General features: G+C 40.5%; 8 protein-coding genes. 1 reads left to right on the top strand and 7 read right to left on the bottom strand.

The features are described from left to right. The 6 genes from SK086_RS13185 to SK086_RS13160 form a co-directional block, all read right to left on the bottom strand. Nucleotides 1–885 carry a hypothetical protein gene (locus SK086_RS13185; protein WP_324692248.1) on the bottom strand — a complete coding sequence of 295 codons (885 nt, stop codon included), beginning with the start codon at nucleotides 883–885 and terminating at the stop codon, nucleotides 1–3. Then, on the bottom strand, nucleotides 885–2,318 hold the full coding sequence (locus SK086_RS13180) for an MBOAT family O-acyltransferase (protein ID WP_324692247.1): 1,434 nt from the start codon (nucleotides 2,316–2,318) through the stop codon (nucleotides 885–887). Before SK086_RS13180 ends, SK086_RS13185 begins: the two co-directional genes overlap by 1 nt. Before the next feature lie 60 nt (nucleotides 2,319–2,378). Further along, nucleotides 2,379–3,104: an LOG family protein gene (locus tag SK086_RS13175; protein ID WP_290876384.1), complete on the bottom strand. Its 726-nt coding sequence runs from the start codon at nucleotides 3,102–3,104 to the stop codon at nucleotides 2,379–2,381. Between the two features lie 151 nt (nucleotides 3,105–3,255). Continuing rightward, nucleotides 3,256–6,087 (bottom strand): excinuclease ABC subunit UvrA, encoded by a 2,832-nt coding sequence (gene uvrA / locus SK086_RS13170; protein WP_324692245.1) that lies wholly within the window; start codon nucleotides 6,085–6,087, stop codon nucleotides 3,256–3,258. Nucleotides 6,088–6,176: 89 nt separating this feature from the next. Beyond that, complete coding sequence (locus SK086_RS13165) at nucleotides 6,177–7,994, bottom strand: chloride channel protein (RefSeq protein ID WP_290876389.1); 1,818 nt, start codon at nucleotides 7,992–7,994, stop codon at nucleotides 6,177–6,179. Nucleotides 7,995–8,066: 72 nt separating this feature from the next. Continuing rightward, nucleotides 8,067–8,651 carry an acyl carrier protein phosphodiesterase gene (locus tag SK086_RS13160; protein WP_324692243.1) on the bottom strand — a complete coding sequence of 195 codons (585 nt, stop codon included), beginning with the start codon at nucleotides 8,649–8,651 and terminating at the stop codon, nucleotides 8,067–8,069. 135 nt (nucleotides 8,652–8,786) lie between these two features. Here SK086_RS13160 and glmM point away from each other — a divergent pair, with 135 nt between their 5' ends. After that, nucleotides 8,787–10,175, top strand: coding sequence for a phosphoglucosamine mutase (glmM, locus tag SK086_RS13155; RefSeq protein ID WP_324692241.1), 1,389 nt, complete (start codon nucleotides 8,787–8,789; stop codon nucleotides 10,173–10,175). Nucleotides 10,176–10,244: 69 nt separating this feature from the next. On the opposite strand, the gene SK086_RS13150 is transcribed toward glmM, so the two are convergent. Continuing rightward, the coding region (locus tag SK086_RS13150) for a T9SS type A sorting domain-containing protein (RefSeq protein ID WP_324692240.1) at nucleotides 10,245–13,068 on the bottom strand (2,824 nt) is incomplete at its 5' end.

The raw sequence follows: 13,068 nt of genomic DNA, 5'->3' as shown, positions 1-13,068 counted from the left end.
TTAATTTCGGGGTTTAAAGAATTGGTCAAAAACAGCTTTAGTGTATTCTATCGCACCTTTTTCATTCAAATGACCGCAAGTGGAAAAGTATTGGTCATCAGTCACCGCATCTTCCAAACGATAAATCTCAGGATAAACCTTTTGAATGTGGTTAAAATACTCTCGATTAATCGTACTCATACACATAGGCGTAGTCACGGCTATTAAGTGAATATTGTTGGCTTTACAAACAGCCTTAATTTCTTCATAGGATTTGTTGCGCTTCGGATAATATTTCGATAAATCGGCGGCTACCATTGGTCTCTGATTTTTGGTTAAAGCATTAAATCCGTCGCGATGTAAAGCATTGGTTTCTTTATGAACAAGTGAAGCGTACATTTCCCTAAATCCGATGCGCGCATCATAATGCATATAGCGGTAAAACGGCACCAAAAGCAGCTCGTTGTATTCCGGAATGTCTTTGTAATGCTCGCGGATGGTTTTCGATTGGTGAAGGTACGGCATAAACAAAGAACGTATCGCTTCAGAATGGTCATTGGTGTTGATGTTCAAATCTACCTGAAGGATGAGCGTGTCTATCACATAGTTGCGTTCAACCATCAATTTTAACATTAAGGCCGATTCTTCCAAACGGGAACGCGTGATGCCGAAGTTGTAAGTCTTATAACCTCTGTCGTTAAAATATTTCGGAACAAAATGATTGTTAACGCGTGAAGAACCCAAAAAAACCACATCGTATTGCTGGTTTTCGGAATGGTACACATGGCTGATTTTATTGCGATCATCCGATTGCTTGTAAACCACGGTATACAATACGTCCAGCACGATCATGGTGAGTAACAGCACCGCCAAGCTTTTGAGCAAAAATTGGAAAAATCGTTTCATCAGAATTGGAAATAGATAAATTCTTTATAATCCGAAAACACGCCTAAGGCCAAAATAGCCGCTAAACAAAAGCTCATTTTTACCCAACTGTATTTCCCCGAAATCGGTTCAATTTTGGTACGGCAGTTCCATTCAACTAACACAAAAATCAGCAATAAGCTCCACAATTCGGTGGTGTAACGCTCAATTTTGAAATATTGCTCGGTAAAATGTCCTTCGGTGAACATTCTGGAGATGTAAGCAAACGCGTCTTGTATGGTTTTAGATCGGAAAAAAATCCACGCCACACAGGTAATGGCAAAGGTCAGTATGATGTTGATTAGAATGCGCAGCGAATCAAAATTCAACGCCAATTTAAAGCTGTCCATATTGCTACGGTTTCTGTTGAGTACCATCAGCGGAATAAAATACAGGGCGTTAATCAATCCCCAAGCGATAAACGTCCAATTCGCGCCATGCCAAAAGCCGCTGACCAAGAAAATAATCATCACATTGCGAATTTGAAATAGTTTCGAACCTTTGCTACCGCCTAACGGAATATACAAATAATCTCTAAACCAAGACGAAAGCGAAATGTGCCAACGACGCCAAAACTCGGCTATATCTCTCGAGAAATAAGGGAAGTTAAAGTTTTTCAACAAATCGATGCCGAACAATTTAGAAGTTCCCAAAGCAATATCGGAATAGCCCGAAAAATCGCCGTAAATCTGAAACGCAAAATAAATGGCGCCCAGCATCAGGGAAAGCGAATTCATCGAGTTGTAATTTTCAAAAATACCATTGGCATACACCGCACAAGTATCAGCAATAACCACTTTTTTTACCAATCCCCAAAGGATTTGGTAAACGCCTTCTTTGGCTTTTTCGAAATCAAATTTGCGTCGCTTTTTCAATTGTGGCAACAAGTGCGTTGCGCGTTCAATTGGTCCGGCTACCAATAACGGGAAATAGCTCACGAACAGCGAATAATCGACAAAGTTTTTTTCCGATTTGATGCGACCGTAATAAATGTCGATGATGTACGATAACCCGTGAAACGTGTAAAAAGAAATCCCAACCGGCAAAATCACGTCCAATAAAAGTGGGCTGACTTTAAAGCCGATAGCCGTAAACAACTCGGCAAAAGATTCGACAAAAAAGTTGTAGTATTTAAAAATGCCTAAAAATCCTAAATTGATCGAAATACAAAGCCAAAGCCAAAGTTTTTTCCGTTGCGGTGTATCGCTTTTTTCAATTTGTATGGCCGAAAAATAGTCAAGTAGTGTAGAGAACACCAACAAAAACAAAAACCGCCAATCCCAACAAGAGTAGAAGTAGTAGCTCGCCAAAATCAGAATGTAGTTTTGGTTGATTTTGGATTTCTGACCCACAAACCAATACATCAAAAAAACGATGGGCAAGAAAACGGCAAAATGGAGCGAGTTGAAAAACATCTTGTAAAATAAAAAATTAACCACAATCCCGAAGCATCGGAATTGTGGTTAAACTGTAGCTTAAAAATTCGGACTCAAATTGTATTTTTTGTAGAAATTGTCCAAAACTTCTACCACTTCATCTTCGGTGTCAACTATCTTAATCAAGTTCAAATCTTCCGGACTGGCATTGTGCTCTTTTTCAATCATAGTCGCTTTAATCCAATCCAGTAAACCCGACCAGAATTCGCTTCCTACCAAAATAATAGGAAAACGACCGATTTTCTTGGTTTGGATTAAGGTAATCGCTTCAAACAATTCGTCCAAAGTACCAAAGCCGCCCGGCATCACCACAAAACCTTGGGAATATTTGACAAACATCACTTTGCGCACAAAAAAGTAATCAAAGTTCAGGTTTTTGTCTTTGTCGATATACGGATTAAAATGTTGCTCAAAAGGCAACTCAATGTTCAAACCTACCGAAGTCCCGCCTCCGTTGTGCGCTCCTTTGTTTCCGGCTTCCATAATTCCGGGACCACCGCCCGTGATTACGCCATAACCGGCTTTACTGATTTTATAGGCAATTTTTTCGGCCAGCAAATAGTATTTGGTATCCGGTTTGGTTCGGGCAGAACCAAAAATAGACACACATGGACCAATGCGCGCCATGCTTTCGTAACCGTTCACAAACTCCGACATGATTTTAAAAATCGCCCAAGAGTCGTTGGTTCTTATCTCGTTCCAGGTTTTTTGCTTTAATTTTTCCTGGATTTTCTGGTCTTCATTTTCGTACTGTTCAAATGCCATAGTAATTTTTATTTTATTTTGAAGCTGTTTGCTGCGCCAGTCGCTGCGCTCGTGTCCGGCTTTCCATTACAATCTTTTGTTTTGTGCTTCGACAAGCTCAGCATGACAAAACAAAAGGATTTTCATTGCAATCCGGGCTAAAAACAGCCTGCTAATTTAGTTCTTTTTTCAGGAATTGAGCGGTATAGCTTTTTTTGTTTTTGATGATTTCTTCCGGTGTTCCGACGCACAAGATTTCGCCACCGCCTTTTCCGCCTTCCAATCCAACGTCTATAATATGATCGGCTAGTTTGATGACGTCCATATTGTGTTCAATGATCAAGATAGTGTTGCCTTTGTCTACCAATTTGTTAATTACGTCCATCAACACGCGAATGTCTTCAAAATGCAAACCGGTCGTAGGTTCGTCCATAATGTAAAACGTATTGCCGGTGTCTTTTTTTGATAATTCGGTCGCCAACTTGATGCGCTGTGCTTCACCACCCGATAAGGTTGTGCTTTGCTGCCCTAAGGTAATGTAACCCAAACCAACATCTTGTATCGTTTTGACTTTTCGATAAATTTTCGGAATGTTTTCAAAGAAGGTTACTGCTTCATCCACAGTCATATTCAATACATCCGAAATCGATTTGCCTTTGTAGCGAATCTCTAAAGTTTCACGGTTAAAACGCTTGCCCTGACAGGTTTCGCATTCTACATAAACGTCCGGCAAGAAACTCATTTCAATAGTACGCACACCCGAACCTTCACAGGTTTCACATCGTCCGCCTGAAACGTTAAAGCTGAAACGTCCGGCTTTGTAGCCTCGAATCATGGCTTCCGGCGTTTGGGTAAACAAACTCCTGATTTCCGAAAACACATCGGTATAAGTAGCCGGATTGGAACGCGGTGTACGGCCAATTGGACTTTGGTCAATATCAATTACTTTGTCGATATGCTCTAAGCCTTCGATTTTTTTATAAGGTTGCGGTTTTTTTACAGCATTGAAAAAGTGCGCATTTAAAATCGGATACAGCGTTTCGTTAATCAAAGTCGATTTACCGCTACCCGAAACTCCGGTTACGCAAATGAGTTTTCCCAGCGGCAATTCAATCGAAACATTTTTCAAATTGTTGCCGGTAGCACCGTTTAGTTTGAGGGTTTTGCCGTTGCCTTCGCGACGTTTTTTCGGCACCTCAATCGCCATTTGACCGTTTAAGTATTGGGCTGTAATGGTTTGTTCTTTCAAAAGTTCTTTCGGCGTTCCTTGGCTGATGATTTGTCCTCCGAATTTCCCGGCTTTCGGACCAATGTCAATTACATAATCGGCGCGTTCAATCATGTCTTTGTCGTGTTCCACCACCAAAACCGAGTTCCCGATGTCGCGCAATTGTTCCAGCGATTGAATGAGCTTTTCATTGTCTCTTTGGTGCAAGCCAATACTCGGTTCGTCCAAAATGTATAGCACGCCAACGAGTTGCGAGCCAATTTGTGTGGCCAATCGAATGCGCTGCGCTTCACCGCCGGAAAGCGATTTAGAGCTGCGGTTCAAGGACAAATAATTCAAGCCAACGTTCACCAAAAAGCGCAAACGGTCTTTGATTTCTTTGACAATTTCTGAGGCGATAATGGTTTGTTTGTCCGATAAATGTTGGCTTAATTCGTCAAACCAAGCCGACAAATCCGAAATATCCATAGTCGATAATTCGAAGATGTTTTTTTCGTGGATTCTGAAATACATCGCTTCCTTTTTCAATCGTGAACCATGACATTCCGGACACTCAATTTCGTCCATAAAGTCCTTAGCCCAACGTTTGATTGAAGTCGAATTGCTCTCGTCGTATTGGTTTTTGATGAAATTCGAAATGCCTTCGAACTCAATTTTATATTCTTTAGTAATGCCCAAGGTTTTGGACGCTACTGAAAATTTATCTTTTCCGCCGTACAAGATGATTTGCATGGCTTCTTCCGGAATTGTCTCTATGGCATCGGTTAAAGAGAATCCGAATTTTTCTCCGATGATTTCCAATTGCTTAAAAATCCACGATGATTTGTATTCGCCCAACGGTGCAAAACCACCATTTTTGATGGATAATTTTGGATTTGGAATAATTTTGTTGAGGTTGATTTGGTGTACGGTTCCCAAACCTTTGCATTCCTCGCAAGCACCTTTAGGCGAATTGAAGGAAAACAAGTTCGGTTCCGGATTTTGGTAGGAGATTCCGGAGGTCGGACACATTAAATTTCTGCTGAAATAACGCAGTTCATTAGTGTCCTGGTCTAGAATCATTAACACATTTTCGCCGTGGTACATCGCTGTTTTGATGCTTTCGGCTAATCGTTTTTCGTTGTCTTCATTCGCTTCAATCACCATTCGGTCGATGACAATCTCGATATCGTGGGTTTTGTAGCGGTCTAATTTCATACCCGGCAACAAATCCTGTACTTCACCGTTTACACGAACTTTGAGGAAACCTTGTTTGGTGATTTGTTGGAATAGCTCGGCATAGTGTCCTTTACGAGCACGAATTACCGGAGCTAAAATATTGATGCGCTTGCCGCTGAAATTTTGGATAATCAACTCCTTAATTTGCTCATCGGAATAAGACACCATTTTTTCACCTGAAACATAACTGTAAGCTTCGCCACCACGGGCAAAAAGCAAACGCAGGAAGTCGTAAATCTCGGTTATAGTACCTACAGTGGAACGCGGACTTTTGCTGGTGGTTTTTTGTTCGATGGCAATTACGGGAGAAAGACCGTCAATTTTATCCACATCGGGACGTTCTAAACCACCTAAAAACTGGCGTGCGTAAGCCGAGAAAGTTTCGATGTAACGACGCTGTCCTTCTGCATAAATGGTATCAAAAGCCAATGACGATTTACCCGAGCCTGAAAGACCGGTAATCACAACCAATTTTTCACGGGGAATGGTAATGTCAATGTTCTTTAAATTATGCACACGGGCACCGAGAACTTCAATCGTATTTTCTGTTTCTAGCATAGCAATTTGGCATTCCGAAATTTCGGAAGCAAAGGTAAGCTTTTGAAAAGAATTATCGAATAGACAATTGAGAAGTTGTTGTTAAAAAACTATTCGATTATCATCTCTTTCAATCGGTGACGATAGCTTTCAAGGACATCAATTTTAGAGAGAAATCCGAAGTATTTTCCTTTGAAAATTACCGGTAGAATAGTGGTGCCGGAAGTTTCGAACAGTTTCATGATTTTCTCGGGCTTGTCTTCAAAAAGGACTAACTCTTTGGGTTGACTCATGATTTCCGATAAGGTCATAAACTTGACATGATTCGGATTAAAGATAAAAGCTTTCACGTCTTCAAAATCAATCAAGCCTATAAGCGATTTGTCTTCATCTACAATCGGAATTATTTTTTGGTCACTGGTTGAGAAAATTTCTATTACAGTTTTAGGTGAATCTTTAAGATTCAGGGTTTTATAGTTTTGTTGGACCAAATTATAAAAATCAATACTTTGCAAGATGTTTTTGTCTTTGTCGCTGGTGAAAACTTCACCTTTATCGGCTAAGCCTTTCACATCCATAGAGTGTTTTTCAAATTGTTTGGACACCGCAAAACTGATGGAAGATACTATCATTAGTGGTACCATTAAATCGTAACCACCGGTAATTTCTACGATAAGGAAGATGGCTGTCAAAGGCGCATGAAACAAGCCACTCAGGATTCCGGCCATACCAACAATAGTAAAGTTGGCAATGGGCAAATGATGTGTGAAGTTAAGTAAATTAATAGATTTGGCCACAAAGTAGCCTAAATAAGAACCTACAAATAGCGAGGGCGCAAAGTTTCCACCGTTTCCGCCACTTCCCAGTGTTAATCCGGTGGCAAAAGCTTTCAGTAACATCGTTACACCCACGAATGCCAATAAAACCCATTCGCTTTTGAAACGCTCGAGCATAGTGTTGTCGAGTAAAATTTCGGGATTTTTGGAAGTTAAAGTTCGGATGCTTTCATAACCTTCACCGAATAGTGTCGGAAAAAAGAAAATGAGTATGGCTAGTAATGTTGCCCCAAACAAAGCCCTGCGATATCCTTTATTTTTAAAAGAGCCGAAGAATTTTTCCACTTTTTGAAAATTTCGCGCGTGGTATACCGAGGTCAATCCGGCCAAAACGCCCAACAAAATATAGTAAGGGGTATTGTGGTAATCGAATTGTAATTTTTGTTGAAAGTTCAGAATTACGTCATCGCTTAAAGAAATAGTAGAGATCAAAGCACCGGTTGCCGCAGAAATAATGATAGGGATAAAAGCGGCTATGGAGATATCAGTTAAAACTACTTCAATAGCAAACAAAACTCCGGCAATAGGCGCATTAAACGCTGCACCAATTCCGGCTGCTACACCACAAGCCAAGAGTAAGATGCGGTCTTTTTGCGACAAATGGTACTTCTGAGCAAAGTTGGAACCAAAGGCTGCACCGGTAATTACAATTGGGCTTTCTAATCCGGCGGAACCGCCAAGTCCAACGGTTAAGGAGCTGGTTACTATTTGTGCGTACATTTGCTTTTTGGGCATAATACCGCCTTTTTTGGCTACTGCGTAAAGCACTTTAGAACTTCCTTTTTCGATATGATTATTTAGGAAATTGCGAACCACAAATACCGTTAGTAAAATTCCGGCAATGGGTAATAGACTGTTGATGTAAGGCAACTTTAAGAAGCCATTGATGTCGTTGGCCAACAAAAAAATGTTGTGCGCAAAACTTTTAAGCAGAATTACAGCAAATGAACAAGTAATGGCCACAGCAACGCAAGCGAAATAGATAAAGTTTCTCTCGTTGAGTTTGTCTTTCAAAAGAAAAACCAGGTTTTCGGCTCTTCTGAAAATACTTCGGAAAACAATTTTAAAAAGGGAAGCTTTGTTTGAAGGCATTTTGATCAATCATTTGAACGGCTAAGATACGATTTCAAAAAACAAATGGGATAGCAATTGTAAAAATCAAGCTTAAATTTCAGCTAATTTTTTGCGACAATGTTCTTGTAATTCTTCAAAAAACAATTGGAATTCGGTTTCAAATTCGGTGTAAAATTGTTGCAATTCAATGATGGATTCATGCATGGCTACTCGATTTTTTGTACGGTGATCCATTTGGAATAAAATCATTTCTAAGCCTTCGATAGAAGCGTAACTGACTAGCCAATTGCGACCAATCATATACGGAATCATGCCTTTGGTTCTTTCGGTTAGTACATCATAATTGTTTTTGAGTAGCGTGTAGAAGTTGTCCGCATAGTCTTCCAGTTTTTCATCCGAATAGAAATTCCAATTTTTTGCCAAAAAATGATCGTAAAAGATGTCCATAATCACACCGGAATAATGGCCGTATTTTTCGTGTAATCGGTGCTTGCTTTGGCGGTATATCGGATGCATATCGGTAAAACTGTCAATGGATCGGTGTAATAATATGCCTTTTCTTATTTCGGTCGGATAGGCTTCGTATTGGTGTCCGCGAATACTATCGGCCATAAAGTTCCCGATTTTAAGCAAATCGTTGTCGTCGGAAAGATAGATGTGGGCTAGGAAATTCATTTTTTGAGTAGCTGAGTAGCTGAGTTACCATGTAACTGAGCTTTGTTATCGTAAATATAGAAAAAACTTAGCAACTCGTCCACTAAGCCACTCAGGAACTTTTCTATATTTGTACTTAAAACAAAAAAACAAAAAATGACACTTATAAAATCAATCTCGGGTATTCGAGGAACTATAGGAGGAAAAGTCGGTGACAATTTAACGCCGGTTGATGCCGTGAAATTCGCTTCGGCCTACGGTACTTTCCTGAAAAATAACATTCAAAAAGAAAAACTTAAAGTGGTAATTGGTCGCGATGCTCGTATCTCCGGGCCAATGATTCACAATTTAGTGGTGAATACATTGGTTGGATTGGGAATTGATGTCATCGATTTGGGATTGTCGACCACACCAACGGTTGAGGTAGCTGTTCCTTTAGAAGAAGCCGATGGCGGAATTATTTTAACTGCTTCACACAATCCGAAACAATGGAATGCCTTGAAGTTGCTGAATGCTAAAGGTGAATTTTTAAGTGGTGCCGATGGTGCTAAGATTTTAGAAATTGCAGAAGCAGAAGCTTTTAACTTTTCTGATGTAGACAGTTTAGGTGAAGTTACAGCCAATGATGCTTATATGGATATTCACATAGATGAGGTTTTAGAATTGCCTTTAGTTGATGCTGAAGCGGTGGCTAAGCGAAAATTTAAGGTTGTTGTAGACGGCGTGAATTCTTCCGGCGGGATTATTATTCCGAAGTTGTTGGAACAAATGGGTGTGGAATGTGTTAAATTGTACTGTGAGCCTAATGGGCATTTTCCACACAATCCTGAGCCTTTAAAAGAACATTTGGGTGATATCTGTAAATTAGTGGTCGAAGAAAAAGCCGACTTCGGAATTGTAGTGGATCCTGATGTAGACCGATTGGCCTTTATTTCCAATGACGGCGAAATGTTTGGAGAGGAATATACTTTGGTAGCTTGTGCCGATTATGTGTTGAGTAAAACACCGGGCAACACCGTTTCCAATATGTCTTCTTCGCGTGCGCTAAGAGATATTACACAAAAACACGGAGGCAGTTACCAAGCCAGTGCGGTAGGAGAAGTTAATGTGGTTGAAATGATGAAGTCTACTAATGCCATTATTGGCGGAGAAGGTAATGGCGGGATTATTTATCCGGAGTTGCATTATGGACGCGATAGTTTGGTAGGTGTGGCTTTGTTTTTAACGCATTTGGCCAATTTGGATATGACTGTGGCTGAATTAAGAGCGTCTTATCCTCAATATTTCATGAGTAAAAATAAAATTGAACTGACACCACAAATTGATGTAGATGCTATTTTGGCTGCTATGACTGAGAAATACAAAAGCGAAAATATCTCTACCATAGACGGTGTGAAAATTGATTTTGCTTCCGAATGGGTACACTTGCGTAAATCGAATACAGAACCGATAATTAGGATTTACACTGAAGCACCTACACAAGAGGCCGCTGATGCTTTAGCTTTCAGAATAATTGATGAAATAAAATTGATTGTCGGTATTTAATTTTTTTTTTTGATCTATAAAAAAACCCTTTCCAATCGGAAAGGGTTTTTTATTGAACTTAAGTGTTAATTATCGTTTAACTACTTTGAGAGTTTTAACTTCATCTCCTTGAGTAATTACTACGTTGTAAACGCCACTAGGGTAACGATCACCAATTTGTAATTCGGTTACTTCTAACGGACTTACTTCTCTGCGATCTAATTGTTTTCCTGTCAAGTCAAATACTGACACTTCTACTTTTTCGTCGCTTGAAGAGTTCCAACTGATATTGAATACTTCAGAGAATGGGTTAGGGTAAGCTTTCACTGTTAAGCCTTTTACCATGTCTGATTTTTCATTATCAGTTTTACAAGTCGTATGACAGTTTTGTGGTCTGGTTACTGTAAACGTAGCAGTAACACTGTCTTGGTTACAATTTCCTGAAATACTGTAAGTCACACAAACTGAGCCACCATAAATTAATCTTGGTGCTACTCTTGGACTACCACTGAATACAGCAGTATTTCCGCTAGGACCACAACCCGGAGCAGGACATCCTGCGCTCAATGTTCTGAATTGAGACAACCAGTTAGCAAAAGCACAATCTAAAGCGTACTGACTTGTAAAATTACATCCATTGTAGCTTACGCTTGAAGGACCTGTTACGTCTACAGCAGCGCCAGTGGCTACAGTAAATCGTTTAGTACAAGATTGTGTTCCGCAACCACCTGGTGTAGTATATGTCCAAGTTACATCAACATAACCTCCACAAGCTGAAGGTGGATTAGCAGGAGCATTGTTAGTCAATGTCCCTCCATAGCATCCGCCGCTTACAGTTGTTGAACACAAGAATGAAGACCAAGCAGCATTGATTTGTGATTGAGTACTACAAGCCGGCATAGTTACATTACCTCCACATTTGAAAGCAACTGCAGGAGAAGCCGCAACAGTGAATCGTTTGGTTACAGACATAGTGTTAGAACTTCCACAACCACTTTGAGGACCACATCCTGAAACGTTGTATGTCCAAGTTACATCTACATAACCACCACAAGATGAAGGTGGGTTAGCAGGTGCATTGTTGGTTAATGTACCTCCACAACCGCCGGTAGCTGTTACAGAACATTTAAAGGCTGCCCAAGCTGCATTAATTTGAGATTGAGTGCTACAAGAAGCTACAGTAACATTGTTAGCACCGGAGAATACAACCGGAGCCGGAGCCGCTACAGTGAAACGTTTAGTTACTGTTACAGCATTAGAACTTCCGCAACCACTTTGTTGACCACAACCTGAAACATTATATGTCCAAGTTACATCTACGTAACCACCACAAGATGAAGGTGGGTTAACAGGTGCATTGTTGGTTAATGTACCACCACAACCGCCAGTTGCAGTAACTGAAGATTTAAACGAAGCCCAAGCCGCATTTACTTGCGATTGAGAGCTACAAGCCGGAACCGTTACATTATTAGCACCAGATAATACTACTTGAGCTGGAGCACTTACTCTGAAACGTTTTGTAACAGTTACATAGTTGGTGCTTCCACAACCACTTTGTTGTCCACATGAACCGGTAGTGTATTTCCAAGTTACATCAGCATAGCCACCACAAATTGAAGGCGGATAAGCCGGAGCAATTACTGTTAATGTACCACCACAACCGCCAGTTGCAGTAACTGAAGATTTAAACGCAGTCCAAGCAGCATTGATATCAGCTTGAGAACTACAAGCCGGAAGTGTCACATTGTTGGCTCCAGAGAATACTACAGGTGATGGAGCACTTACTCTGAAACGTTTTGTAACAGTTACATAATTGGTGCTTCCACAACCGCTTTGTTGTCCGCATGAACTAGTAGTGTATTTCCAAGTTACATCAGCATAGCCACCACAAATTGAAGGCGGATAAGCCGGAGCAATTACAGTTAATGTACCACCACAACCACCAGTTGCAGTAACTGAAGATTTAAACGCAGCCCAAGCTGCATTTACATCTGCTTGAGTACTACAAGCCGGAAGCGTTACATTATTAGCCCCTGAGAATACTACAGGAGATGGAGCAGTTACAGTGAAACGTTTAGTAATAGTTACATAATTAGTATTTCCACAACCGCTTTGTTGTCCACATGAACTAGTAGTATATTTCCAAGTTACATCAGCATAACCACCACAAATTGAAGGCGGATAAGCCGGAGCAATTACAGTTAATGTACCACCACAACCACCGGTTGCAGTAACTGAAGATTTAAATGCAGCCCAAGCGGCATTTACTTGAGATTGAGTACTGCATGATGCAATTGTAACATCATTTGCACCATTGAATACAACCGGAGCCGGAGCTTCAACGGTGAAACGTTTGGTAATAGTTACATAATTAGTATTTCCACAACCGCTTTGTTGTCCACATGAACTAGTAGTATATTTCCAAGTTACATCAGCATAACCACCACAAATTGAAGGCGGATAAGCCGGAGCAATTACGCTTAATATACCATCACAACCACCGGTTGCAGTAACTGAAGATTTAAATGCAGCCCAAGCGGCATTTACTTGAGATTGAGTACTGCATGATGCAATTGTAACATCGTTTGCACCAGTGAATACAACCGGAGCCGGAGCTTCAACGGTGAAACGTTTGGTACAAGTCATAGTATTGTTGCTACCACAACCACTTTCTTGACCACAAGAGTCAACGGTGTATGTCCAAGTAACATCTACATAACCACCACAAATTGAAGGTGCGTTAGCAGGCGCATTGTTAGTCAATGTACCACCACAACCGCCGGTTGCAGTTGTTGAAGCTAAGAACGCATTCCAAGCTGAATTTACATCAGCTTGAGAGCTACAAGAAGCAACAGTTACATTGTTACCACAGTTGAACACTACCGGAGCCGGAGCTTCAACAGTGAAACGTTTG

Origin of the sequence: Flavobacterium cheonhonense (assembly GCF_035671315.1) — a bacterium.
GTDB classification, from domain to species: Bacteria; Bacteroidota; Bacteroidia; order Flavobacteriales; family Flavobacteriaceae; genus Flavobacterium; species Flavobacterium cheonhonense.
This window is presented reverse-complemented; position numbering and strand designations above follow the sequence as displayed.